This window comes from Pseudoalteromonas sp. MMG007 (assembly GCF_018100985.1).
Taxonomy (GTDB): domain Bacteria; phylum Pseudomonadota; class Gammaproteobacteria; order Enterobacterales; family Alteromonadaceae; genus Pseudoalteromonas.
The window spans coordinates 185095-210295 of the sequence record NZ_JAGJEI010000006.1 but is presented as its reverse complement, the minus strand read 5'-3'; the positions used below and the strand labels follow the sequence as shown (position 1 = coordinate 210295).

General features: G+C 40.6%; 22 protein-coding genes and 3 tRNA genes. 4 read left to right on the top strand and 21 right to left on the bottom strand.

Going from position 1 to position 25201, the window contains the following annotated elements; translation table 11 throughout:
* Positions 1-109 precede the first annotated feature (109 nt).
* From J8L71_RS10035 to xerD, 9 genes are all read right to left on the bottom strand, one after another.
* Positions 110-186 (bottom strand) — tRNA-Arg (locus J8L71_RS10035).
* A gap of 149 nt (positions 187-335) precedes the next feature.
* Positions 336-412, bottom strand: a tRNA-Arg gene (locus tag J8L71_RS10030).
* Positions 413-448: 36 nt separating this feature from the next.
* Positions 449-541, bottom strand: a tRNA-Ser gene (locus J8L71_RS10025).
* A gap of 128 nt (positions 542-669) precedes the next feature.
* A complete protein-coding gene (locus J8L71_RS10020) occupies positions 670-852 on the bottom strand; it encodes a hypothetical protein (RefSeq protein ID WP_211000418.1) in 183 nt (60 codons plus the stop codon).
* A 323-nt stretch (positions 853-1175) separates the two neighbouring features.
* Positions 1176-2711: a lysine--tRNA ligase gene (gene lysS, locus J8L71_RS10015; RefSeq protein ID WP_211000417.1), complete on the bottom strand. Its 1536-nt coding sequence runs from the start codon at positions 2709-2711 to the stop codon at positions 1176-1178.
* A 26-nt stretch (positions 2712-2737) separates the two neighbouring features.
* A protein-coding gene (prfB, locus tag J8L71_RS10010; RefSeq protein WP_211000416.1) for a peptide chain release factor 2 occupies positions 2738-3836 on the bottom strand; the annotation gives its coding sequence in 2 pieces (ribosomal slippage) (positions 2738-3760 and positions 3762-3836; 1098 coding nt in all).
* 144 nt (positions 3837-3980) lie between these two features.
* Positions 3981-5702: a single-stranded-DNA-specific exonuclease RecJ gene (recJ, locus tag J8L71_RS10005; RefSeq protein ID WP_211000415.1), complete on the bottom strand. Its 1722-nt coding sequence runs from the start codon at positions 5700-5702 to the stop codon at positions 3981-3983.
* 78 nt (positions 5703-5780) lie between these two features.
* Entirely contained in the window at positions 5781-6509 is a 729-nt protein-coding gene (dsbC, locus tag J8L71_RS10000; RefSeq protein ID WP_211000414.1) for a bifunctional protein-disulfide isomerase/oxidoreductase DsbC, read from the bottom strand.
* 61 nt (positions 6510-6570) lie between these two features.
* Complete coding sequence (gene xerD / locus J8L71_RS09995) at positions 6571-7497, bottom strand: site-specific tyrosine recombinase XerD (protein ID WP_058549562.1); 927 nt, start codon at positions 7495-7497, stop codon at positions 6571-6573.
* Positions 7498-7602: 105 nt separating this feature from the next.
* On the opposite strand from xerD, the gene fldB reads away from it, so the two are divergent.
* Positions 7603-8124, top strand: a complete 522-nt coding sequence (gene fldB, locus J8L71_RS09990; RefSeq protein ID WP_211000413.1) for a flavodoxin FldB — start codon at positions 7603-7605, stop codon at positions 8122-8124.
* Positions 8125-8162: 38 nt separating this feature from the next.
* Here fldB and J8L71_RS09985 read toward each other — a convergent pair whose 3' ends face one another.
* The 4 genes from J8L71_RS09985 to J8L71_RS09970 all read right to left on the bottom strand — a co-directional run bounded on the left by J8L71_RS09985 (position 8163) and on the right by J8L71_RS09970 (position 14409).
* Positions 8163-8609 carry a DUF2147 domain-containing protein gene (locus tag J8L71_RS09985; protein ID WP_211000412.1) on the bottom strand — a complete coding sequence of 149 codons (447 nt, stop codon included), beginning with the start codon at positions 8607-8609 and terminating at the stop codon, positions 8163-8165.
* 177 nt (positions 8610-8786) lie between these two features.
* Positions 8787-10796, bottom strand: coding sequence for an alpha-amylase family protein (locus J8L71_RS09980; protein WP_211000411.1), 2010 nt, complete (start codon positions 10794-10796; stop codon positions 8787-8789).
* A gap of 243 nt (positions 10797-11039) precedes the next feature.
* Positions 11040-11813: a YggN family protein gene (locus J8L71_RS09975; protein ID WP_211000410.1), complete on the bottom strand. Its 774-nt coding sequence runs from the start codon at positions 11811-11813 to the stop codon at positions 11040-11042.
* 166 nt (positions 11814-11979) lie between these two features.
* A complete protein-coding gene (locus J8L71_RS09970; RefSeq protein ID WP_211000409.1) occupies positions 11980-14409 on the bottom strand; it encodes a zinc-dependent metalloprotease in 2430 nt (809 codons plus the stop codon).
* 155 nt (positions 14410-14564) lie between these two features.
* Here J8L71_RS09970 and J8L71_RS09965 point away from each other — a divergent pair, with 155 nt between their 5' ends.
* Positions 14565-15533: a class 1 fructose-bisphosphatase gene (locus J8L71_RS09965; RefSeq protein ID WP_211000408.1), complete on the top strand. Its 969-nt coding sequence runs from the start codon at positions 14565-14567 to the stop codon at positions 15531-15533.
* Positions 15534-15653: 120 nt separating this feature from the next.
* Here the strand turns inward: J8L71_RS09965 and J8L71_RS09960 are convergent, their stop codons facing one another.
* On the bottom strand, positions 15654-15980 hold the full coding sequence (locus J8L71_RS09960; protein ID WP_211000407.1) for a hypothetical protein: 327 nt from the start codon (positions 15978-15980) through the stop codon (positions 15654-15656).
* A 43-nt stretch (positions 15981-16023) separates the two neighbouring features.
* Between J8L71_RS09960 and J8L71_RS09955 the strand changes: the two genes are divergently transcribed.
* On the top strand, positions 16024-16383 hold the full coding sequence (locus tag J8L71_RS09955; RefSeq protein ID WP_211000406.1) for a DUF5522 domain-containing protein: 360 nt from the start codon (positions 16024-16026) through the stop codon (positions 16381-16383).
* A gap of 54 nt (positions 16384-16437) precedes the next feature.
* Here J8L71_RS09955 and J8L71_RS09950 read toward each other — a convergent pair whose 3' ends face one another.
* The 7 genes from J8L71_RS09950 to J8L71_RS09920 all read right to left on the bottom strand — a co-directional run bounded on the left by J8L71_RS09950 (position 16438) and on the right by J8L71_RS09920 (position 23945).
* Entirely contained in the window at positions 16438-17274 is an 837-nt protein-coding gene (locus J8L71_RS09950; protein WP_211000405.1) for a sulfurtransferase, read from the bottom strand.
* Positions 17274-18401: a capsular biosynthesis protein gene (locus J8L71_RS09945; RefSeq protein ID WP_211000404.1), complete on the bottom strand. Its 1128-nt coding sequence runs from the start codon at positions 18399-18401 to the stop codon at positions 17274-17276. The genes J8L71_RS09950 and J8L71_RS09945 overlap by 1 nt, the downstream gene beginning before the upstream one ends.
* Before the next feature lie 108 nt (positions 18402-18509).
* Positions 18510-18929 carry a group 1 truncated hemoglobin gene (locus J8L71_RS09940; protein ID WP_211000403.1) on the bottom strand — a complete coding sequence of 140 codons (420 nt, stop codon included), beginning with the start codon at positions 18927-18929 and terminating at the stop codon, positions 18510-18512.
* Positions 18929-19762 (bottom strand): DUF3034 family protein, encoded by an 834-nt coding sequence (locus J8L71_RS09935; protein WP_211000402.1) that lies wholly within the window; start codon positions 19760-19762, stop codon positions 18929-18931. The genes J8L71_RS09940 and J8L71_RS09935 overlap by 1 nt, the downstream gene beginning before the upstream one ends.
* Positions 19749-22064 carry an EAL domain-containing protein gene (locus J8L71_RS09930; RefSeq protein ID WP_211000401.1) on the bottom strand — a complete coding sequence of 772 codons (2316 nt, stop codon included), beginning with the start codon at positions 22062-22064 and terminating at the stop codon, positions 19749-19751. The genes J8L71_RS09935 and J8L71_RS09930 overlap by 14 nt, the downstream gene beginning before the upstream one ends.
* Positions 22057-22719, bottom strand: a complete 663-nt coding sequence (locus J8L71_RS09925; protein WP_211000400.1) for a methylamine utilization protein — start codon at positions 22717-22719, stop codon at positions 22057-22059. Before J8L71_RS09925 ends, J8L71_RS09930 begins: the two co-directional genes overlap by 8 nt.
* Before the next feature lie 122 nt (positions 22720-22841).
* Positions 22842-23945 carry a phosphoribosylaminoimidazolesuccinocarboxamide synthase gene (locus J8L71_RS09920; RefSeq protein WP_211000399.1) on the bottom strand — a complete coding sequence of 368 codons (1104 nt, stop codon included), beginning with the start codon at positions 23943-23945 and terminating at the stop codon, positions 22842-22844.
* A gap of 176 nt (positions 23946-24121) precedes the next feature.
* Between J8L71_RS09920 and J8L71_RS09915 the strand changes: the two genes are divergently transcribed.
* Complete coding sequence (locus tag J8L71_RS09915) at positions 24122-25195, top strand: CDP-glycerol glycerophosphotransferase family protein (RefSeq protein ID WP_211000398.1); 1074 nt, start codon at positions 24122-24124, stop codon at positions 25193-25195.
* The last annotated feature ends 6 nt before the right edge of the window (positions 25196-25201 follow it).

Below are 25201 nucleotides of genomic sequence, written 5' to 3'. Positions count from 1 at the left end.
GGATTCGAACCTCCGACCGCCTGGTTCGTAGCCAGGTACTCTATCCAGCTGAGCTATGCGCCCACTTTCATTTTTTACTTATTTATACTCTAAGCAGAGTGTGTAAAAGTGGTGGGCGCAGGAGGATTCGAACCTCCGACCGCCTGGTTCGTAGCCAGGTACTCTATCCAGCTGAGCTATGCGCCCACTTTTATTTTTTGCTTGTTTTAACTCTAAGCAGAGTGTGTAAAAAGTGCTGGAAGCAGGACGTATCTTGTAAGAATGAACCTCCGACCGATTTGGTTATAAACCAAACACTTTAACTTGTTTATACTCTAAGTAGAGTGTGTAAAGAGTGGTGGGCGCAGGAGGATTCGAACCTCCGACCGCCTGGTTCGTAGCCAGGTACTCTATCCAGCTGAGCTATGCGCCCATCTTTACTTTTTACAAGACTCGCCATTAAAAGAAATGGTGGAGAGGGAGGGATTCGAACCCTCGATAGAGCTACAAACTCTATACTCCCTTAGCAGGGGAGCTCCTTCGGCCACTCGGACACCTCTCCGTCTTGTGGGGCGTATAATAAAGATTTCAGAAAATATGTCAAACACTTTTCTGCCAAATATGTCTATATGGTTATAGATTGCACATATGTTTAGTTTTAAAGTGTAATTAGTTTGAAAATTAAGCGGCTTATGTGTTTTTATCAGTAGGATTAACACCAAGCACTGGCACTAACTCATCAGTTAGATCAGCTAAATACTGTTCTTGGTAACCCAATTGTTGAAATTCAGCTATGCAAGCACGGTAATAAGCGTCCCGCTCTTGCTCTGAAGTATGCTCTTGCGGTGTATCATCGACCCGATTATCTTTCATATTATTATTCTGAGTCCTTTAAGAGTCTACATTAAACCACTACAACCTAGTAGTATAAATTTCGTGCACATTCTAACTAAAATTTACACAAATACAACATATGTTTAAAAAACAACCATAACGAAAAGTTATATCACTGCTAGAAATAATACTAAAAGCCGATTAAAAACATAAAAGTTACAAACTGAATTTTACTTTGGCACCAGTAATAGCTGTATTTAAACTTTACTGAAGTACTAAGTTAACAAAAGAACGCAATCAACAAAGCAAAAAAAACGCCGCTATTAAGCGGCGTTTATTAACTTACTTTGTTCTACTAAAGCTTAATCAGCTTGCGGGCGCATATGCGGGAACAAAATAACGTCTTTTATGGTTGGTGAATCAGTAAACAACATGACTAAGCGGTCAATACCAATACCTTCACCAGCAGTAGGCGGTAAGCCGTACTCTAGTGCGCGTATGTAGTCTTCATCATAGTGCATTGCTTCATCATCACCTGCGTCTTTCTCTTCAACTTGACGAGTAAAGCGCTCAGCTTGATCTTGTGCATCGTTAAGCTCCGAGAAACCATTTGCAAGCTCACGTCCGCCAACAAAAAACTCAAAGCGGTCGGTAACAAATGGGTTTTCGTCGTTACGGCGCGCAAGTGGAGACACTTCCCACGGGTAGCCAGTAATAAATGTAGGTTGAATAAGCCTATGCTCAGCCGTTTCTTCAAATATTTCACATAAAAACTTACCTGGGCCCCATACACAGTTTTCAGGAATTTTAACGTGTACTTGTTTAGCGTACGCTTTTAATTCGTCAAAGTGGTTTTCTGGATCGTTAAATACCGCAGCATCAAACTCAGGGTTATATTTTAAGATAGCGTCAGCCATGCTTAAACGTGTAAACGGTTGACCAAAGTCGTACTCTACTGAGTCGGTTACTTCGCCGTTTTCGTCTTTTGTTGTATTAATAACAATTGGGCTACCCAATACGTTAGTTGCAACTGTACGTAGCATGTCTTCAGTAATGTTCATCAGGTCGATGTAATCAGCGTACGCTTGGTAGAACTCAATCATAGTGAATTCTGGGTTGTGACGCGTTGATAACCCTTCGTTACGGAAGTTACGGTTAATTTCAAATACGCGGTCAAAACCACCTACCACTAAACGCTTAAGGTAAAGCTCAGGCGCTATACGTAAGTACATGTCTATATCAAGTGCGTTATGGTGAGTCACAAACGGACGCGCAGATGCACCGCCAGGAATAACCTGTAGCATAGGTGTTTCTACTTCCATAAAGTCACGCTCAGCTAAAAAGCGACGGATGCCTTCAACTACTTGTGAACGAATGCGGAACGTTTCGCGCGTTGCTTCGTTAGTAATTAAATCCACATAACGCTGGCGGTACTTAGTTTCTTGATCTGATAAGCCATGAAACTTCTCTGGTAATGGACGTAGTGACTTAGTAAGTAGTTCGTACTCGGTCATTTCTACGTATAAATCACCTTTACCTGATTTATTAAGTGCGCCTTTAACACCAATAATATCGCCAATATCTAGTTGACCATATTTTGCTTTTAAATCTTTTTGCACATCTTTAGATGCATACGCTTGTACACGGCCTTTCATGTCTTGAATTGCCATAAAAGGACCACGCTTAGCTAAAATACGTCCTGCAATTGATACAACGTGCTGAAGCTCTACTAATTCTTCTTTAGTCTTATCACCAAACTCAGCCTGTAAATCAGCCGTGTAATGTTCACGACGGAACTGATTAGGATGACCGTTGGCTGGGCAATTTTCGCGAATAGCGTCTAATTTGCCGCGACGCTCAGCGATTAACTTGTTTTCGTCTTGGATTTGATCAGTCATTTTTTAGCTCTTTTTTAGCTTGGTGGTTATAGGCCAGATTTTAAGCTGGCTTCAATAAATTTGTCTAGGTTGCCGTCAAGTACCGATTGCGTATTACGGTTTTCAACACCAGTTCGTAAATCTTTAATACGTGCATCATCAAGTACGTAAGAACGAATTTGACTTCCCCAGCCAATATCCGACTTTGCGTCTTCTTGTGTTTGCTTTTCAGCATTTTGCTGCTGAAGCTCAAGCTCAAATAATTTAGCTTTTAGCTGCTTCATTGCTTGGGCTTTATTTTTGTGTTGCGAACGCTCGTTTTGACACTGTACAACCGTGTTGGTAGGTACGTGGGTAATACGTACTGCCGATTCGGTGGTATTTACGTGCTGACCACCCGCGCCCGATGCACGGTAAACGTCTATACGTAAATCTGACGGATTAATATCAATTTCAATATTGTCATCTACTTCTGGGTATACAAACGCAGAGGCAAACGAGGTATGACGACGACCACTTGAGTCAAACGGGCTTTTACGTACTAAACGGTGCACGCCTGTTTCTGTGCGCAGCCAACCGTATGCGTATTCGCCAACAAAGCGCACTGTTGCGCCTTTAATACCGGCTACATCGCCATCAGTCGCTTCTACTAGCTCTACTTTAAAGCCTTTAGCTTCGCCCCAGCGTAAGTACATGCGCAGTAGCATATTACACCAGTCTTGTGCTTCAGTACCGCCAGAACCCGATTGTAAATCGAGATAGGCGTCGTTTGAATCGTGAGAACCTGAAAACATACGACGGAACTCTAAACCTTCAAGCTGTTTATTTAAGCCTTCAAGCTCATTTTGCGCTTCAACAAAGGTTTCTTCGTCTTCAGCTTCTATTGCAAGCTCAAGCAATCCTTCAACGTCGTCGGCGCCAGCCACTAAGTTATCGATTGTTTCAACAACCGCCTCTAGTGCTGATTTTTCTCGGCCAAGTGCTTGTGCACGCTCAGGCTCATTCCATACGGCTGAATCTTCAAGTTCGGCGTTTACTTCTTCTAAGCGTTCTTGTTTAAGAGCGTAGTCAAAGGTACCCCCGAAGCAGTTCAGTACGTTCGCGAATTTCCTTGATTTGATTAATCACAGGATTCACTTCAAACATGTACATTACTCCAAAATGGCTAGATTATTGCGCGCTAAAATTAGCTAATTACGCAATAAATTATCGTCAAATGATAAAAACGCCCGATTTTAACAAAAAACCACGCGTTTTATTAGCCTTTTGTGCCAGCATTATGCATATTTTTTAATGCACTTTTTCAAGCTCTCTTACTATTAATTGCAAGCTAAACTTACCTCTAAACTCGTTTATATCGAGCTGATACGCCACTTTAACAAAACGTGCTTCGGTATCGGGCCATGCTTTTACATCAATACCAAAGGCAATGGCGTCAACTAATCGCCCTGATTGATGTTTAAGCACTAATTTTAAATGCTTTTCGCCTACAATACGTTGCTGAATAACTTCAAAGGTATGCTCAAATACCGGCTCTGGAAATTGCTGTCCCCATGGGCCTGATTGCTTTAACAGCTGAGCAAACTCCATCGTAAAGCATTCGTTTGGCAGCTCGCCGTCGGTAAATACAATACAGCGTTTGCTTTCTTCGCTAAGCTGAGCTGTTACCGCTGCCTCAAACGCTTTTTTAAAGTCGTTAAAGTTTTGCTCGTTAATACTCAAACCCGCAGCCATTGCGTGACCACCAAATTTATTAATTAAGTGTGGGTCGGCGGTATTTAGCCCTTCGAGTAAGTCGCGCATATGCAGCCCTTCAATAGAGCGGCACGAACCTTTTATTTCGCCGTTTTCGCCACCAGCAAAAATAACGGTTGGGCGGTGGTATTTTTCTTTTAAGCGGCCAGCCAAAATACCAATAACGCCCTGATGCCAGTCCTCTTGGTATAAACAAATAGCGTCTGGGATGTTATCGTCGTTAAAGGCGAGTCTATCAAGCACAGCTTGCGCCTCAGCTTGCATGCCCTGCTCTATTTCACGCCTAGCATGGTTTAAGCTATCAAGCTCACCGGCAATGCGCCTTGCTTGGTTTATATCAGTACTTAGCAAACACGCTATGCCTAAGCTCATATCGTCTAATCGCCCTGCGGCATTTAAACGCGGCGCTAGCGAAAAACCAAAGTCGCTTGCGCTTAAGCGCGCTGCATTTCGATTAGCTACTTCAATAAGTGCAGTAATACCCGGGCGAGTATTACCACTTCGAATACGCGCTAAACCTTGATGTACCAAGGTGCGGTTATTTGCATCAAGCGCAACCACATCGGCCACTGTTCCCAGTGCAACTATATCGAGTAGATTAGCTAAATTTGGCGGTGGTTGCTGTTCAAAGTAGCCTTGCTCGCGCAATACGCTTCTAAGGGCAATAAGTAAGTAAAAGGCAACACCAACGCCTGCTATTGATTTAGACGGGAAGTTACACTCGTGCCTGTTAGGGTTAACTATTGCATCGGCATTAGGGAGTTGCTCTCCTTGTAAGTGATGATCTGTTACCAACACTTTTATACCCACTGCTTTTAAGATATCAATACCGGCAATACACGAAATACCGTTATCTACAGTGATAACCAGCTCAGGGTTTATTTGTACTATTTGCTCAGCCAATGCAGGGCTTAAGCCATAGCCTAAGCTAAACCGGTCTGGTATTAGGTAATCTAAATGCTTAAAGCCAAACATCTCAAGGCCTTGCATTAAGGTAGCTGTACTCGTTGCGCCATCGGCATCAAAATCGCCAACAATTAAAATACGACTTTGCGCGTTTAGCGCATTTACTAAGAGCTCGCTTGCTTTGTCTATGTCTTTAAAGAGTTTGAAGTCGTGAAGTGTAGCGGCACTGTTATTTAGCTCATCAGCATTAATTACATTTCGCGTGGCATATATTTGTTTTATAACGGGGTGTAAGTTGCTCGGTAGGTGTGAGTCGTCAACGTTTTCTCGCGCAATGATCAATTTTTTCATGCAATTGCTAACTTTTAAATTCAAAATAAAAAGACAAAAAAAGGCCATTACGGCCTTTTAATAAACGTAAACGCCTTATTAAGACGCTTTATTTGCCTCAAGCGCTGCTTTTAAAGCGGCTGCTGGCTGGTAACCTGGGATCATTGTACCATCTTCTAATACAATCGCTGGCGTACCGCTAATACCAAAGCTTTGGCCTAGTTGGTAATGCTCTGCAACCGGTGCATTACAACCCGCAACGACTTTAGTGTCTACGCCCGACTTAGCTTCTGTAAGCGCTTCTTGTTGATCGCGTGCACACCACACATTCATTAAATCAGCATAACCAGAACCTTGTAAGCCACCACGCGGAAACGCTAAGTAACGCACTGTAATGCCTGCGTCTAATAAGTCGCCTAGTTCGCGGTGTAATTTACGACAGTAACCACAGCTAATATCAGTAAATACGGTAATTTGATGCTGCTCATTTGGCGCTTTATAAACAATCATCGAATCTTCGTATTCTTTAACGCCTTCAACGCGCACACCGTTTAAAGCTTGTTCTGTTAAGTTACTACGGTTGTTTAAATCGATTAGCGTACCTTGCATTAAAAACTGGCCGTCTGGGCTTGCGTAAAGTACACCTTTATTTGTAATTAGCTCTTTTAAACCGGCAACTGGGCTTGGGTTAATTTGCTTAACCGTTACACCTAAAGTGGCAAATTTAGTAACAATAGGATCATCAGCACTTGGAGTTACAGCAACGCCATTTGCAAATGCACTAATACTTGTGCACAACATGGCACCTGCTAACATTAATTTTTTCATAACTTCTCTCTATCCTAAAAATACTTATAAACTGACCGGCTTAGTAATAAAAAATTTCAACTTAAGCGCGTGGATGATGCTGCGCGTGTACCGATTTTAACCGTTCATTAGCAACATGGGTATAAATTTGTGTGGTTGATAAGTCGCTGTGTCCTAGCATCATTTGTACCACACGTAAGTCAGCCCCATGGTTTAATAAATGCGTAGCAAAAGCATGGCGCATAGTATGCGGAGATAACGGAGACTCAACTGATGCCAAAATAGCATAGTGTTTAATTCTATGCCAAAAAGTTTGTCGGGTCATGCCTACACCACGCTTTGACGGAAACACAAAGTCGGTCGCGTGTTTTATCATTTGCGCGCGCCCACCTTTTAAAAATTGCTCAAGCCAATACATGGCCTCTTCACCCAATGGCACTAAGCGCTCTTTGTTGCCCTTACCTTTTACAAACACAACCGACTGCCGCAAATTTATTTGCTCCATACGCAGCCCTACAAGCTCGGTTACACGCAAGCCCGTAGCATAAAGTAGCTCAAGCATGGCTTTATCGCGCAGCCCCATTGGGTCTTCAATATTAGGTGCATTTAATAATGCCTCAACCTCAGCCTCTGAGAGTGTTTTAGGCAACGACTGCCCCGCTTTTGGCTGGGCAATATTAACCATAGGGGAGTCGGCTATTACTTTTTCGCGAACAAAGTACTGATAAAAACGTTTTAACGCACTTATGCTACGCGCGGTACTACGCGGCTTTAAACCTAAATCAACACGATGCGCTAGGTAACTTTCAACATCTAGGCTGGTTACTGTCATTAAATTTTCGCCTTTTAAAAACTGGCAAAACTTATCTAAATCGCTGCGGTACGCACTTAGGGTGTTTTCGCTAACACCTTGTTCTAAATACAAGCTATCTAAAAAGGTTTCTAAAAAGTCGCTATTGCTACTTAGCTCAGTATTTTGTTCAGGTAAATCGTCTGGTAGCGTTGTCACGTTGTGATCTCTTGTTGGTAATACCACGGTAGAAGGTATCAATTAAAAATACCTTACGGTAAACTGCGCCCTATCATAACAGGCAATTACACAGTGATAAATACGATGCAGATTGGTTTATTTTTTGGCTCTACTACGTGCTATACAGAAATGGCAGCAGAAAAAATTCGCGACCTTATTGGCGCCGATGTAGTGACCTTACACAATATTAAAGACGAACCACTTAAAAATGCAGAGCAGTACGACTTTATCATCTTTGGTATTTCAACATGGGATTTTGGCGAAATACAAGAAGACTGGGAGTCTAAGTGGGACGACATAAAAGATGTAAACCTAAATGGTAAAACCATTGCTTTATTTGGCATGGGCGATCAGCAAGGTTACGGTCAGTGGTTTCAAGACGCCCTTGGAATGCTTCACGATGAAATAAATACTCAGTCGTTTACGCAACTTGGCTTTTGGCCAAACGATGAAAACTACGAATTTGAAGCTTCAAAAGCACTTACCCCTGATGGTAAATACTTTGTAGGACTTGCGCTTGATGAAGACAGCCAATACGAGCTAAGCGATGAACGCATTGCTAGCTGGGTTGAGCAAGTAATGACCGAGTACAGCGAAACACTATAAACATATTTAAGCGCAGCTCTTGCTGCGCTTTTGATTATTTACTCTACGCGTTCCCAGTATTGATTTCGATAGAAAAAGCCAATATAGCCACGAACCTCTAACGTTTTACCGTCGTTTTGCGGCGTTAACTGCACAGTGTAAGTTTTGCCATTGGTAGGGTCGAGTATTTCGCCATCTCCCCAAACGCCATCATCTTCAGGTTTTACATCCGTAATAATGGTCATACCTAAAATAGGCTGATTTTTTAATGCGCCATCGCACTCTTTACAAATGCCATCTTGCTTAGCTGGGTCTAAAATAGAGTCTACCTTGGCGCTTAGTACATTGTTGTTTTGTGTAATGCGTACGTACGATTTAGCTTCGTTTGTATCCTCATCAATAGTTTTCCAAAGCCCTACAGGGCTCATGTTTGCAAGCGCACCTTGGCTTACAAATAAAGCCGCCGCGAGTGTACTTAGTAAAGATAGTTTATTTAATATTTTCATAGTGTTGCCTTAATTAAAATGGCGAATAAAGCAATAATACCAGCTGATTTATAAACACACTATGAAATTAAATTGCTAATTAGGTACATAAAAAGTAAAAACCAAGCCCGCTTTAGCGCACTTGGTTTGTAAATTGACTAGTAGTTTACTTTTAACGTACGCGTTTAAAGTGCGTAATTAAAAGTCACGTATCTCTACACTTGAGCGGTTAAACTCAAACATATTAATTTTGCCGCACTGTGCTACATGGTTAGTACTAGCATATGGAGTATTAGCTTGGTTTATATCACCCTCCCACTCTTGGCCATTTTTTATAAATGCTTTTAATTCAAACCAACCGTTAACGGCTTTACTGCAATCCATATCAACATCAAGCATCCAGTAGTGCTCACCCCATATATTAAGCGGTGTAATACCAAAGCCATCTACTGTTACCGATTTTTGGGCGCCATATTCACTTGGCCAAACATTTGTAGTCCAATCCATGGCAGTGCCTTGCGCTTCACTGCTTTGGCCTTGCTCAATTGCGTACCAATCTAGGTAGTTATCGTTTACTTTCCAAGGCATTGTGGTGTTGTTTTTTAGATTGTTATGGCGAATTGGCATAGCACATTCAACATTTGTCGTTTGGCAGTTTCTAGCAAGGTTTGTATTTGCATAAGCATGCCCTATTCCACCGCGAACAAACATATCTTGCCCGCTTTGTGTTTGTGCATTGATAAAAACAATGGTTCTTTGCCAATCCGCCCCGTTATTAGGGAGAGAGCCTTGCGTTAGTTTAGCGTTTTTATGAATTGCTATGGCATCCCATGGCGCCACATTTAATTTAATAGTACCGTTACTATTAACAGTTATAACCTCTCCACTACAGCTTGTAGCATCACCAGAAAGCTCACCTTTTAATACATTACAATATTGACCGGGTGCCATATCTGTTTGAATTGTTGCATTAAGCGTTGAGTCTTCTTTATTAATTGCCATATGACCTGAGCTACCTCGGCCAAATGCAATCTGATTATTGGTGTTATCCCACCAGTTTGTTACTGCCCAATTGTCGGCAGTGTTATTTCTAAAATCGACACCACCAGCAATATAAGACCAGCGATGCTCGCACTTCCAGTTACTTGCAAAACATTCTAGGTTACCATTATTGTGCACCGGTACACTTGGCCCCCCCGCATCGGTATCACCATGAAAATCATAACTCGACATCACTTTTGGATACCCATACGGATAGGCCAACATAAATACATTAGCTAGGTCGTATAAACGCCCATCTTCAAAGGTAATTACATTACCCGCACCACCATGCCCACGCTGATTGTCGTGATTATCAACAAATACTAATGCTGATGAGCTTGGCATAAAGCCCCAGCCTTCACCAAAGTTACTTAGCCACGCAAGCGAGCCGTTTCTAAAGGTATTACCAAGCTGCGTACTGTATTTAAACTCGGTAACTAGTCCTGTACTTAAATACTCTGAGGCATCTACCGCTTCAGTGCCTTGATCTATCACCTCATGAAACACCACTGGCGAGCCATTTATTTTTGCCATTAAACTTTGAATATCACTTGCAGCAACATGCTTAGCAGCATCAAATCTAAAACCCTTAACACCAATTGCTTGAAGGTCGTTAATGTATGCCGCTAACGTATTTTGTACATAATTTGAGGAAGTGTTTAAGTCGGCAAGCCCTACTAGCTCACAGTTTTGAACCCGGTAACGGTTATTACCGTAATCTTCTGGATTTATTGAACAGCTTTCGTGAAAATCTTGTGGGCTATAAATAGGATATTGTTTATTGCCAAAGGTGTTACCAGCGGTGCCAGTACCGCTGCCTGCTGCCATATGGTTTATTAACGTATCGACGTATATATCTACACCTGCCGCATTACATCGATTAACCATATCTATAAACTGCGAGCGGTTTCCGCCACGGCTTTGCAGTTGGTAGCTCACAGGTTGATAGCGAGTCCACCATTGGTTACCTGTAATATGCTCGTTAGGTGGCGATACCTGCACAGCAGCATATCCTTTGGGCCCTAAAAACTGTTCGCATTCTTGGGCTACATCTTGCCAGTTCCATTCAAATAAATGCACAAATGTTGTAGGTGCAGCCGATACTAAGCTTGGTAAAGTTAAACCGAGGCTTAATCCGGCAGTGGTGATCATTTTATTCAGCTTCATAGTGTGTGTTCCAAGTGTTGAGCGAGCTAAACTGCATGCTCGGCGTTATTTACAATTGGTTAACACTAGTCTGAGGATTGATTAAATAAAAACTGAATACGTATGCATAATGGGTAAATTATCCTTTATCATTAGATAACCAAAAATTTAAATAATATAAATAACCATAGTCAGAGGGAGGATTTTGCAGAAGGGTAAAAAATTCTAATACTAAAAGTTTTACTGAGATTTAAGAGTCGCGTTTTAAGACTTAATTTGCACTAAATCAAAATCAGCCATGCCAGGTACAATGGCTTGCAGCCGAGATTCAGTTATATCGAGTGCATTTAAACACTCGCAGTATTCAGAGGCTTTAAGCTCTAACTGATGTGCTTTTTTTTGTAATGATTTATCAATCTCTTTAGAGATAATATCCATCCGCTGACCCATATCGTTAATACGGTCTTCAATGTTACCTTCACGCGATTTAAAAGCATCACCGAGAGAGACCAAAATAGCCCCTAACGAACCATGTACTGCAGAATGAATTTGTTGGCTTATTTCTTTAGTAAAAAAGTCATCTATTTGTGAAAGTGATTGAGGCGCAATAAAAAAGAAATCATCCCCGCGCTTAAACTTGTCCATTAGCGCGCGTTCTACGTACTGGAGCTGGGTTTTAAGTACTTCTGGCTCTTTATCAGACATCCCCTCCACCACGTGCTCAATAGCACTTAAACCTAAGTTAACACCATCAGTAGCAAGGTTAACCAGCTCAGGTACGGTATGACGAATGCCATTACTAAATTGCTCAAGTACTTTGCTTTCGTCATCACTTAAATCAACCCAGTAACCTCGTATAAATAGTTGGTTATTGTTATTAATTTGAACGCGGGTTTGGCCCTTGTCGAGGATACGTATTACATCGTCAGTTATAATTAAACCGTGACTTAGTTCAACGTCGCATTGGGCTTGAGCAAATACACTGCAGCTTGAAAGTGCCATGGACAACGTAAATATCGAACGAGATAGAAACGCCATAAACACCTCAAAAAGACTAAAATGGAAGGCGAGTAGGTTAACAAAAAACCAACTTTATGCAAGTAAAAGTACAGCTATCTATACCTAGCACAGTAAAACACCGAGCGTAAAAACACTCGGTGTTTTGCTTTATAACTTAATAATAATTTAGTCGCTAAGCTTTATATTAAATTGGTGACCCCGGAGGAATGGGTAAAGCATTAAAGTTGCTTGGCCATTCGCCTTTAGTTAAAAACAATTTAATTTGTTCAGCTAAAAATTGCTTAAATGCACTTTCGCCAGTACTTGTGTGGCTTAACATTGAATTTTGATTAAAGTCTTCGCTTAGTGTTACTAAATAGTAATGTAGCTGCGCTTGTACCTCTGGGCTTACGTTATTGCTAGCAACTAAATCAGCAAATGTTTTAGCCGTTAAATACTGTGTGCGCTGAGTAATTTTACCTGCCATAGTATTAGGAGAAGACACATTAAACACTTGAGCATATAGCTGCTCGAGCATGTTATCTAAACTATAAAAATCGTTACTACGTGCTTGTTGTTGTGCTAAGCGATTTAAACGCTGCGGGTTTAGTAAAAGCGATAAGCTATGCTGAATAGCCACTTCAGGTAGAGCCATTGCATCAAGTATTAAACCTGTACGCCCTATTATGCTTTCGCGCGATTTAGACTCTCCATATGCCTTTGGAGGAATAAGCGACAGTACCGATTCGGGCAGCAATAAATTGACTGGCTTAAGTGTGGCTAAAAGAGCATTTACAGCCTCTTGTTGCAGATTTTTAGCAACCACTTGCGCACCTTTTATAGGTGCGTTGCTACGTGTTTCATACTCGTAATTAACGCCAGCAATTAACTTAACTGCACTCTCCACTTGATAGCGATGAAATAAATAAAGCGGCACTAGTTTTTCTTCTAATTGCGAGAGTGCATCACCTGTTTTAATGTTATTTATTCCAAACTGCGCAAGTGCTTTTTTGCGAACGTCGAGTACTCTTAATAACTCTTTTGATGGGTTTGTACCGTTATCCCATAAATGGGCTGTTGGATGCGCGCCACCTTTTGCTCTCGCGTCGCTGTCGGATATAAACTCAAGGCCTTTGGCTTTATTCTCTTTTAGTATTGCTGCCAGTTCAGCGCTTTCGTCTTGATTGGTAAAGTCGCTGTAGCCATATTTTATAACTTGAGTATCCCATGCACCCATGCCTTTTGCGTAGCCGCGCGTTACATCAAGTTTGCCTTGTTCGTTAAAGCTAAGTAACGGGTGAGGATAATCCATTACCGAGGTTCTATCGCCTACTGATGCGGCAAAGTTATGAGAAATCCCTAACGTATGGCCAATTTCGTGAGCACTTAATTGGCGAATGCGATCAAGCGCCATCGCCTGTAAATTTTTAGCGGCTTCATTACCTTCTAAGTAAGGCGCACTAAGCGCTTCGGCTATTAAAATATCTTGACGAACGCGCAGTGAACCAAGCGTTACGTGGCCTTTTAGTATTTCACCCGTGCGAGGGTCAATTACAGAGCTTCCGTATGACCAACCACGTGTAGCACGGTGCACCCACTGAATAACGTTATAACGAATATCCATAGGGTCTGCATTACTTGGCAGTACTTTTACTATAAATGCGTTTTTATATCCTGCGGCACTAAATGCGTCATTCCACCATTTACCACCTTCTAATAAAGCGCTTTTAACAGGCTCAGGAACGCCAGGATCTAGGTAGTAAACAATAGGTTCTACAGGTTCGCTAATAGGTAACCTTGGATCTTTTTTAGCTAAGCGATGACGCGGTATATAGCGTACAAACATAGACTCACCAAGCGCCGCTGCATAGTCTTTATGCTCAATACTCCAAAAGCCAGATTGCGGATTAAATTTGCGTGGTGTGTAGTTATCATCAGGTAATTTAATCAATGAATGATGCATATGCACAGTAAGTGCATAAGGGTCAGCACTTACTTGGCGAACAAATTCACCTGGCTTTGTGCCCTTAAAGGTGAGTACCGCTTCGAGCTCGGTGTTTTTTACAAATGCCTTTGAGCGTTTTATATAAACGGCACTTCGTGCTTCATCAAGGCTAAAGTTACCTTGTTTACGCGCAGCAAGTTTTCGGCTTACACCGTGCACATCACTTAATAAATACGGTGTGTAGTCAATTAATGCAGTTGTTTTATCTTGAGCAACGACTTTAAAGCCTGCAAGTATACTTGATGCAAACGCTTCTTTAATACTTTGCTGCTCTGCTTTATTAGTAGTGTTAGCACGGTAGTAAGTATTTACAGCGCGTAGCATGACTTTATCGCCAAAACGCTCAAATTGTACGAGGTGAGTATTCCCAAGCTGGCCTCTATCAAGACCTATATCGTTTGAGCCAATACCGTATGGCAAGCTTTGCTGAAGTAAAAATTGTTGTTCAAATTTATCTACTTTTAAATAAACTTTGCCGTTTTGCGTATCGTAAAAAAACGAATAGTAGCCCGGGAAGTGATTCATTTGCGTAGTAAATTCATCAATTGACTTAATTGCTGCGTGCGCTTGAGTTATGATAGTGCACAGCACAGTAAAGAATATGTAACTTATTAGTGGTATTTTTTTCATAATCTTATCTTTGTTATTGGCGTTTTAAGTATGATTAGGTGGCCCCATTATAGGGTGCTATTTAAACAATACAGTTATTTAAGACGAAATTCAGCGCACTTAGTTAATCTCTCTCACATTTATGATTAATTAGTACACGTTATCAGGAAAATAAAATGCGTAGACTCCCTCCAGTATTATTAGAAGACGGTTGCCCAAGAGACCTTTTGTCGTTAATAAGAACCATTTTAGCGGCATGTAAAGAAATTTCGTTTCGTGTTGGCCAAGGTGCGCTTTCTGGCGTATTAGGCTCAACGCTCGATGAAAACATTCAAGGCGAAACTCAAAAAAAGCTCGATGTATTATCTAACCAGCTTTTAAAAGATATATTACTGGAATCGGGCAGCGTTAAAGCAATTGCCTCTGAAGAAGAAGATTACACCGTTGCCGGCAATCAGGATGCGAAATACATTGTTGCATTTGACCCACTTGATGGCTCATCAAATACGGATATAAACTCGCTGGTTGGTACTATATTTTCGATTATGGAAGCGCCTGAAGGCTCAGACGCAGCCGATCAAAGCATATTTATGCAGCCTGGCCACAAGCAAGTTGCAGCAGGCTATGTACTTTATGGCCCATCAACTATGCTTGCACTTACGACAGGCAAAGGCACGCGTATGTTTACGCTTGATAAAACCCAAGGTAGCTTTTTACTAACAGAAGACTTTGCCACTATACCTGCTGATACCAACGAATTTGCTATTAATGCATCAAATCAGCGCCATTGGCAGTCAGCTATGCAAAACTATATAAATGATTTGTTAGAAGGCGATACAGGTCCGCGTGCTAAAAACTTTAATATGCGCTGGATTGCTGCCATGGTTGGCGATGTGCACCGTGTGCTTAGCCGTGGGGGGATATTTACTTACCCTACTGATACTAAAGATCCAAATAAACCAAATAAATTGCGCTTACTTTACGAGGCAAACCCAATGGCCATGCTTGTTGAGCAAGCCGGCGGTATAGCTTCAACAGGTACCGAGCGCATTATGGATATACAGCCTGATGCAATCCACCAGCGTGTAGCCGTTATTTTAGGTTCAAAAAACGAAGTAGAAACATGCTTGGGATATCATAAGTAAACACGTTGTCAGCTGTAAAAAATACTAAAACCGCATTTTATTAGATGCGGTTTTTTTATTGTATATTCGCTACATACAACTGCAATAAACTCGCATCTAAATATTTGTGTCAGACTAAATCTAGCCCTTTAATAATGCTAATAACTGTTCAAGCTTTTTGTGGCTAAGTTCTCCCATTTGCTCGCTATTGCTTAGCGCATAAATAACGCCTTCATGCTCGGCGCAATTTACATCATCTCGCGATTCAATTACATTTGCCCAAAGCTCTATATCGTCAATATCAATTTCTTTATTTAAACAACGCGTAAGTACGTTAATTAGTACAGGCTGTGTGAGTGTGTATAGGTATGTTTGATTGCTCGACGCAGTTGAAATAATCACACTGATGGCGCTATCTCTTTGCTCGCCAAATGTAATAAATTCAGCCAATGCTTTTTGTATATTCATAATATTTGTTATTCTTGCTGCCCTACTGTTGATAAGAACTAAAATGACTCAAATAAACTGCAGCCAATGTAATACAACGCTTACCTGTAATGTAAATGATATCACCACGTGTTGGTGTAACCAGTTACCCGCTATTTTACCGCTAGATGGCAGTGCAACAAGTTGTTTATGCAATCGCTGTACACTTAAAAAAATTAACGTTTATTTAGAGAGCATTTTTACTCTGCCAATTAAAGCTCAAATTGAATTTGCTAAACAATTTAGAGGTAATGACAATTTAGTTGAGGGGCTCGATTACACCATGCAAAATGGCTACATGGTATTCAGTAAGTGGCTTTTTTTAAAACGGGGTACTTGCTGTAAAAATGGTTGTAAAAATTGCCCATACGGCTATAAAAAATAAAAAGAGCCGATTAACTAAAACAACCCTTTTATAAGAGCTTGCATTCATCTACAGCTATTTAATACTGCCTATTTCTATTGGCAGTGAATCACTTGCTCCCCATTCGCTCCACGAACCATCGTAAACGCTTAGGTTATTATATCCACATTCATCAGCAAGCAGAGCTAGTACGCAGGCTGTAATACCTGAGCCACAACTAAATTGCAGTTGCTGAGTATCGCCGGCTACTTCATTAAATTTAGCCTTGAGTTCATCAATCGTCTTTGGCTCACCCTCATTTAATAAATCAGTGAACGCTAACGAACGGCTATTAGGAATATGACCGCTTCGCATCCCTTTACGAGGCTCGGGGTCTTCACCCGTAAAGCGCTTATAGGCACGTGCATCTAACATTAACGTATTAGCATCGTCTATGCTGTTAAGCACTTGCTGCTGTTCAATAAAATAACCCGGCGCTAAATTAGCAACAAAATTACCTTTATTTGTTGGAATACGATAAGCGCTTTGGGTGCTGTAACCGCATTCAAGCCACTTTTTTAAGCCACCCCTGAGCACTTTTACATTATTAAAGCCCATAGCCTTTAGCATCCACCACGCTCTAGCAGCACTAAATAAATCATCTTGTTCATAAACAACTATAAACGAATCGTCATTTACACCTGCTTTTTGCATTACTTGAGTAAACTGTTCACTACTGCAAAGAGTGTTAGGTATAGCGCTGGTAGTATCTGCAAGCTCGGTTTTAATATCAAAACGCTGTGCATTTGGCAGTACATTATCTACTTTATAAGTCCCTAAAACACCGGGACGCAACATGCCTGCATCAAAAATAATTAATGCAGGGTCATTAAGTTGTGCATGTAATTGCTGGCTGGTAATTAAATTTTTCATTATTGCTCATTAGTAATGGAGTATTTTGCAAATTCATCTTTACCTGTAAAGCGAGCTTCGATTGCTTCAATATGCACTTGTTCTTTATGTTTCCAAACGCCTGCTACGCTATATACGTGTTTTAGGTAACTAAAAAATTTATCTCGCAGTAGCATATTAGGCTGCCAACCTTGTATAACTTCAGCCATATTATTTTCAAGCACTTCACTGGTTGCGGCATGCTTTACTAAGCCTTCGATGTTATAACAAGCTTGGCCTAACGTAAGTACTCGCTTATTGAGTAAAAGCGCTTCTAAACCTACGGTTGAGTTAATTGTTACTACAGCCTGTGCGCACTCTATTAAGTCGCACGTTTTATTGCCGTTAGCAAAAACAGCAATCGGATCTTTTTCATAAAGTGACTCATAATGCTTATGCCATGAAGGGTGCTCTTTAAACTCGACCTTTAGGGTTGGATCATTTAATTTTTTAACGGCTGCAACAACTTCATCATAAAACATTTCCATGGAGTCTATCCAAGGAGAGAAACTTGCTAATTGGGTATCATGAGAGACCTGAAATGGCGCAAAAATAAAGCGCTCAGGTAATTGCGTAGACTCAAAGTCACAACGTTTTTTATGATTAGCGCGTGGGATTAATTCAGGGGCTGAAAAAGCCAGTTTTTGTTCTGGATCAAAATTTAAATAAAACTGCGGATCACGGCTTAGCGATGCATTAAAGTTAATGCCTTTAGGATCAAGGCTAGTTGTGCCTGGCAGCAATCCGTTTTCATAATAAAACTGTTTTATACCTAATGATTTAGCAGCCATAACCACGTACTGCGGCTTTATTTCATTAAATAAAGCTAAATACTTTGCATAGCGTAGTCGTTCAAAAAAAGTGAGTCCTAAACTATAAATTGCAGTTAATAGGGGGTTGTTCCATAGAGAGCTTCTGGCTTTTTTACGCTTTAATTGCGACTTTACTACTTTAGTAAAATCTACTTTAAACGCCTTACCTAAATAGCTAATTGCAGAGAGCTTAGGTACCCCCATTACATGTAATTGGCAATCTATCGACAATTTTTGGATTATTGATTTATAGTACTTTGCATGTACATTTTTGCGAGATATAAATAGATAAGCCATACAAGCTGTGTGCGCCAATTTTTGTTTTTATAAAGTGATAGTAAGTGGACAATGTTACTATAACAAGGTTCATTCAAATATATGAATAGTTTGCTGATTTTAAATAGGTTATATCTTTATAATTTCACCGCGTAAAGGAGCCATCCGAGAAAGAATCTTATTTTGTAGATTATGGTTTATATTTTGCGCATTCATAGCATTTATTAGTAAATCTACTACATGATTAAAGTCTTTTTCTGTTATGTGCATACCCGTGTGAATTGCCACCATAGAGTCGCCATCGTATTTACATGGGCCTTCCACTAACATACACATATGCGTAATAAACCCTTGCCTAAAATGCGCTATATTACTGTGTTCAAAGTAATGTATAACTTGCTCGTCATTACCTATTTGATAAATAAAGCTGTCAACCAGTCGAGCCAAGCCTGCTTTGCCGTCTAATTGTTGATAAAGCGATAGCTGCGTAGAGCTTGTACACCCGTTTAGTAAAATGATACATATAAAAAAAATAGCGACGCTTTTCATTACCAATACCCTGTAACCGATAAATACCAGCCAGTTTGATCGTCCGCACCAGCAATACTACCCAAATCAAGGTATGCCGCTGTTACACTTATATGCTTATTTGGCATCCAAGCTATAAATAAATCTTTCCAGTCTTGCTCGCCTAAATTAAGGTTATTGTTTTTTTGGCGGTACTCCATACCAACGGCTATTTCTCGGCTAAAAAATAGTGCGGTACTGCCTTCAAATAACACCTTGGCACTACTGTTTGACCCGCCGTAACCAAGTAAACCAAGTTGATTTGCTTCGCTGTAGCGTGTAGTTACATTCCAAAACCAGTTGTAACCCGCAATAGCGCCCAAATGTAATTTGCTTGCTGCTAAATAATAATCGGTTCCACTGGTGTCTTGTGCACCAACAAGTGTTGCTACTGCGCCATCATCAAGCGATTTATGCTGTATGCCTAAGCTCAATTGTGGCCAATCGCTGTAAACTATATCGCCGTATAAGCGAATTTTAGCGCCCGTAACAGATTGCTCTATTTCAGTATCAAGCGCAGGCACATCAAATTGTTGCTGAGCGTAGCTAAGTTCGAGCCTATTAAATAAATTAAGTTGTGCACCGCATACATCGAGCGTGTAATCAGTTACATCTGCACGACTACAAAAGCCATTTACCGAAAATTCATCCTCGCTTGCGTAACCAGCTAGTTGCGCCCACGGGACAATACCACCGCCGCCACTGCCTTCAATTTGAGAAACCCCGGGTGTAGCTAATAATTTTCCATCACTCGCAAGGCTTGAAAAACTAGTTACTAGGAGCAACCCTGCCAATACACACTTAATTTTTTTCATAGTATTCCTCTAGCCACTTTTCCAATAGGTCTGCTTTTAAAGGTCTACTTAGGTAATAACCTTGCGCATGGTCACATTTCATTTCTTTAAGTAGATTTAATGAGTCTAAAGTTTCTACGCCCTCAGCTACTACCGAAAACCCCAGTTGGTGGCCTAGCGTAATAGATGACTGCACTATAAATTGATCTTTTTGAGATTTGTCTAGTTTTAAAATAAAGCACTTATCTAATTTTAGCTCATCAATGGGTAGCATTTTTAATCGCCCAAGCGATGTTTGCCCCACACCATAATCATCAAGTGATATTTTAACGCCCACCTCTTTTAAGTTTTGCAGCGCTTTTATGCCTTTTTCTTCATTTTCGATCATATCACGCTCGGTGAGCTCAATTGTGATCAAGCTAGGCATTACGTTATGCTTTTTAAGGGTACGCACCAGCGCCGAGTGAAACCCCGGAAATGCAATATCTTGCGCTGAAACATTTATCGCGGCTTGTAAGTTAATTCCTTTACTCTGCCAATCAGCGACTTGTGAAACTACGGTATTAACCACCCAAGCAGTTAGCTCAACAATAAGCCCCGACTGCTCTGCTAAATCAATAAACAACTCAGGGTTTACCCAACTGCCATCTTTACGCTGCCAACGGATAAGTGACTCAACTTTGTCTATTTTTTGAGGGACTAAATGCAGTTTAGGTTGATAGGTCATAAACAGCTGCCCATCGTCATCACTAATCGCTTGTTTTAGCTCATCAAGCATAATTAATCGCTCAAGATGAGCTTCGTCTTCGCCATTTTTATAATAATGAATGCTTTCTTGATTGCTAGCAGCGCTTTCTACTGCAATAAGTACACGGCGCATTAAATCATCGCTTGCCATGCCTTGCGAAGGGTACTGAACAATACCCGCACTAAATCGTAAGTTAATTTTTAACTTTTGAATGGTATAACAAGCTTGCAGTTGAGCCATCAAACCTACAATGCCACTTTTTTGATCCCGCGCGGCGCCCGTTGGAAATACCGTTAAAAATTCATCCCCGCCAATGCGAGCATGTAACCCACCTAACTCATCTGAAAATTCGCTTATTCTACACGCCACGGCTTTTAAGCAATCATCGCCAATACGTGGGCCAAGTTTATCGTTGATATGTCGCAGGCCTTTTATATCAATAGCGACAAGCGTGTACTCTGCGTTAGCATCAAGCTCATCATCTAATACTTCAAGCATGGCAGAACGATTATAAAAGCCGGTAAGAGAGTCATGACGAGCTTGAAAATTAATTTGTTTCTCGCGCTGGTTTATATCGTTACCCATGTTATCGAACGCGGCAACTAAGGTGGCTATTTCTGTACTTTGCTTTTTACCTTTAAACTCAAAGCTATAATTACCTTGTGCGAATTGCTTAGCGATTACAGCAAGCTGAGATAACGGAGTGGTTAAATTGTTTGCAAATAAGCCACTGGTTATAACCCCAATAAACATTGTTAAAATAGCTAAAATAATCAGTGTAAAAAGCAGTTTTTCGAAGTCGCTATAGCTTTGTGTTAAGTCGGCGCTGAGTAAAATAATAACAGGGTGGCTCGCTAAAGATGCCAGCTCTATATCTAAATTGCGATACACCAAATACTCGCCAAAAAAGCGCGTTGTAGTCACGGTATTAAAGTAAGAAACAGGTTCAAATGGAGTTGGTCGTTCTGCCAAAGAGCTAATAACAATATCGTCGGCACTGCCAATAAAGCTCACGTCCATTCCGGTTAAACTTTTTAGTTCATTGGCAACATTGTCATCTATTTTAAAGCCTACAAGACTATACGCTACCGTACGCGGTGCTTTAACTGGAAGTAAAATAACTTGATAAAGCGCATTATTAAGCACTACAAAACTCGACTCTTCAGGCGCATTCAAAAGCTCTTTCATAAGAGGTTGTAAATTATGCGCAAAAGCATCTTCGTTAGTGTTAGCTGAGACCAACATACCTGACAAATCAAGTAACAACATAAGCTCAGCGTCAATTCGCTGGCTATGGTTAAACAGCACACTGCTTATTGTGCCAGCGTCGCGTGTTGCTACTGCTTGTTTAAACCCAAAATCGGAGGTAAGCACTTTTGCAGCTGTTAGCAGCAAGCTTTCTTTAGACTTTAAATATTGCTTATAAACACTTTGTGCAACGCTTATATCTTGGTTTACTTTTTCTTCTTGAAACTTACTTGTAGACCACCAAAAGCCAAATAAGCTAACCATAGTGGTTAATAACACTAAGCCAACACATAAAATGGTTATACGATTACGTAAACTATTAGTCATTACCGGCCTTAAATTTACTGCCGAATGTATTTCGAGGAGCAGGTGATGAAGTATTTACAGTGACTAACAGCTGCTTTTGAGAGTTAATAGTTATGATTTTTTTATTCTCCAGTGGTGCAGTTTGCAGAGGATGCCATACGCTCAGCTGTGTGGGCGTTGTTTCTAAAGACATACTAACGATGCCATCGTTGTCACTTTTATACACCAGCTCGCTGCTAGCAACATAAATATAGCCCACCATCGAGTCGTGAATATTACACCCTAAAACAACAACACCTTGCTGATCAAATGTAATAGGTTCTTTTGGTTGGCCAGAATACAACCTTAGCTGAAAAGGCTTGGCTTGTGAAAAAGAATATACGTGGTGGCGAATATTATCGCTGTTAGGGAAGTTAACTTGCTGGCCTTGTTGCACTACTAATAACTCAGGTAAAAACTGTTTATGTACCTGATCCATTACTGCAACGGGCAATGTTTTAGATGCTGCGTGAGTGCTTACATTAATTAGCTCGACAACAGCCCCTGATAATTTTTGACCGTGCTGATCTTCTATTATTAAACTAGTATTCGCACTTGAGGCAAACTGACTGTAGAACAAACCTATAGCTAAAAAATAACTATGTTTTGTACATTTTTGAAATGCCCGCTTAAACATAACAACACCTAAACATTAATGTTAGGTTAAGTTAATTAGAGACGGGCACTAATTGCAAGAATTATAGCCCAGTAACCAAAAATAAAGACTGGGCTAACATTGTTTTACATACTTTAGTTGTATTATTTTACTATCAGACCGTAATCAGAATCCAAAATATCAATCACTTCTTGGCGAGGATCTTCAGGTATTACAATATCTTTACCTACAATTTTACTTGCTATGCCTACATAAGTATTCGACACTTCAAGCATAACAGACTCGGGTAAAATGAAGTCTTTAGCCAGTTGCTCACGCTCATCCATTCGATCTTTATTTAATAACACGTCACTTTCAGGTACGTTAGAAATTAATAACTGACGAAACCCCTCTTTAGAGTTTTCAACTATTTTACCATCACGGTATGCCGCTTCATCCCATATGCGCGAAGAGTCAGGTGTGCCTACTTCGTCAATATAAATAAGTTGTTGTGCACCGTTTAAGTCCTCTACGTAGCCAAACTCAAATTTTGTATCTACAAAAATTTGATCGAGTTTTGCCAGCTCATCGCTAATTAACTTAAAGCCCTCTACCAATAGCTTTTCGTATTTTGTGACGTCATCAGCCGATTTAAAATTAAATATATCTAAATTATCAGTGATGTTAGCGCGCGTTATATTCACATCATCAACAGGTGGAATATCATCTACACCTTCAATAATGCCTTTGGTTGAAGGAGTAATAAGTACATTATCAAGCTTTTGGTTAGCTTTTAAACCCTCAGGTAAATCTATACCGCAAAAATTGCGTGTGCCTTTTGCGTAGTCGCGCCACATGCTGCCAGTAATATATTGGCGTGCAATGGCCTCTACTTTCACGGTACTTGCTTTGCGTACAATCCATACATAGGGATGCGGAATATCAACAATGTGATTACCCGCAAGGCCTGCTTTATCGAATAACTTAAACCAATGAGATGCAACTGAATTAAGCGCTATACCTTTACCCGGCACGCCGTTTAAACCGTTTTCGCCTTGCCAAATACAATCAAAAGCAGAAATACGGTCTGAAATCACCATAATTGCTAACTCAGTACCTTGAGGCACTTTGTAGCCTTTATCTTTAATAAGTCGTGCGCTGTCTTCGTCTGTTAGCCAATAAACCGAACGAACTTTACCGCTATGTACTTCACCTTTAGTGCGAATGGGTAAATCATCGTTTACGTCTAAAACTTTATAGCTAGTCATGCTATCTCCGGGGTTAGGGATGCTCAAAGAGCAAAGTATGGTATGGGGTTATAAGCGCTATATAATAAATCAGCCTACCCTAAAGCTCAATCGGCACTGAAAACTAAATAACCACGTAATATTTATATGGTTGTAATTATGCGGTAAACTCAGCGTGCTAACTAGAGGAGTGCCGCTTGAACTACCTAACTGCCACAGCAAATAAAAAATACTTAATGTATATTTCGCAAAATTATTCGTACGCTATTTTAAGACCTATTCAAGCGGCTATATTAGCTAATGGTGGTCAGGTGCGCTGGTTTTTACAAGGTACCTCTGTAAACCCTGACTTTTTAATGCCCGATGAAATACGCCTTAATTCAATAGACGATATTCACAGCTGGAAGCCCGATGCTACATTTGCACCGGCTAATTTAATTCCTACGTTTTTTCCGGGTATTAAAGTGGGAGTATTTCATGGCTTTGATGCCGGGAAACTTGATAAAAAAGGTAACAACGACCATCTAAAAGCAAGGGGGTGTTTTGACCTTTATTGCACACAAGGTCCAAATACAACAGCACCATTTAACGCTTTACAAAAAAAGCTTGGTTACTTTAAAGTAACCGAAACTGGCTGGCCAACGCTCGACCGCCTATTTACTGGTGATTTGCAAACCCCTTATACCAGCAAAACCGACACTCGCCCTACACTTTTAATTTGCTCAACTTTTTCAAAACGTTTATCACTTGCTCCTAAACTTTTCGAGCAAATAAAACACTTTAGTGAAACAGGAAAGTGGCGCATATTAATGCAGTTTCACCCTAAAATGCCTCTTGAGCTAGTTAATAAATACAAAGCGTTAAGCAATCAAAACTTAACGTACATTGAAACCGACGACGTAGTTCCCTTATTGAAGTCGGCTGATGTAATGCTGTGTGATACCTCATCGGTGCTTTTGATGTTTATAGTACAGCGAAAGCCTGTTGTGACCTTTTGTAATAACGCTCCCGATAAGCACCTACTAAATGTAACAAATCCAAACGAATTAGAAGACGCGATAGACTTTGCATTAACTTACCCTAAAACATTAATGCAAAATATAGAAAGCTACTGCCAGCAGTTGCACCCTTACACTGATGGCAAATCAAGTGAGCGAGTGGTGGCTGCAACGAATGAGTTTTTACTTAGTGACGAAAAGCTAAAACCTAAACCGTTTAATATTATCAGGCAGTTTAAAACGCGCAAAAAACTTAATTATTGGAAATGGTAAGCCAAA

Bases quoted from the DNA above. Each gene is read 5' to 3' on its own strand.
- J8L71_RS09925 (WP_211000400.1), bottom strand. From the start codon at position 22,719: ATGTTTAAGCGGGCATTTCAAAAATGTACAAAACATAGTTATTTTTTA.
- J8L71_RS09930 (WP_211000401.1), bottom strand. From the start codon at position 22,064: ATGACTAATAGTTTACGTAATCGTATAACCATTTTATGTGTTGGCTTA.
- J8L71_RS09965 (WP_211000408.1), top strand. From the start codon at position 14,565: ATGCGTAGACTCCCTCCAGTATTATTAGAAGACGGTTGCCCAAGAGAC.
- J8L71_RS09955 (WP_211000406.1), top strand. From the start codon at position 16,024: ATGACTCAAATAAACTGCAGCCAATGTAATACAACGCTTACCTGTAAT.
- J8L71_RS09920 (WP_211000399.1), bottom strand. From the start codon at position 23,945: ATGACTAGCTATAAAGTTTTAGACGTAAACGATGATTTACCCATTCGC.
- J8L71_RS09945 (WP_211000404.1), bottom strand. From the start codon at position 18,401: ATGGCTTATCTATTTATATCTCGCAAAAATGTACATGCAAAGTACTAT.
- J8L71_RS09950 (WP_211000405.1), bottom strand. From the start codon at position 17,274: ATGAAAAATTTAATTACCAGCCAGCAATTACATGCACAACTTAATGAC.
- J8L71_RS09960 (WP_211000407.1), bottom strand. From the start codon at position 15,980: ATGAATATACAAAAAGCATTGGCTGAATTTATTACATTTGGCGAGCAA.
- dsbC (WP_211000414.1), bottom strand. From the start codon at position 6,509: ATGAAAAAATTAATGTTAGCAGGTGCCATGTTGTGCACAAGTATTAGT.
- J8L71_RS10020 (WP_211000418.1), bottom strand. From the start codon at position 852: ATGAAAGATAATCGGGTCGATGATACACCGCAAGAGCATACTTCAGAG.
- recJ (WP_211000415.1), bottom strand. From the start codon at position 5,702: ATGAAAAAATTGATCATTGCGCGAGAAAACGTTGACGACTCACACCTA.
- J8L71_RS09980 (WP_211000411.1), bottom strand. From the start codon at position 10,796: ATGAAGCTGAATAAAATGATCACCACTGCCGGATTAAGCCTCGGTTTA.
- J8L71_RS09985 (WP_211000412.1), bottom strand. From the start codon at position 8,609: ATGAAAATATTAAATAAACTATCTTTACTAAGTACACTCGCGGCGGCT.
- J8L71_RS09935 (WP_211000402.1), bottom strand. From the start codon at position 19,762: ATGAAAAAAATTAAGTGTGTATTGGCAGGGTTGCTCCTAGTAACTAGT.
- J8L71_RS09940 (WP_211000403.1), bottom strand. From the start codon at position 18,929: ATGAAAAGCGTCGCTATTTTTTTTATATGTATCATTTTACTAAACGGG.
- fldB (WP_211000413.1), top strand. From the start codon at position 7,603: ATGCAGATTGGTTTATTTTTTGGCTCTACTACGTGCTATACAGAAATG.
- J8L71_RS09970 (WP_211000409.1), bottom strand. From the start codon at position 14,409: ATGAAAAAAATACCACTAATAAGTTACATATTCTTTACTGTGCTGTGC.
- J8L71_RS09975 (WP_211000410.1), bottom strand. From the start codon at position 11,813: ATGGCGTTTCTATCTCGTTCGATATTTACGTTGTCCATGGCACTTTCA.
- lysS (WP_211000417.1), bottom strand. From the start codon at position 2,711: ATGACTGATCAAATCCAAGACGAAAACAAGTTAATCGCTGAGCGTCGC.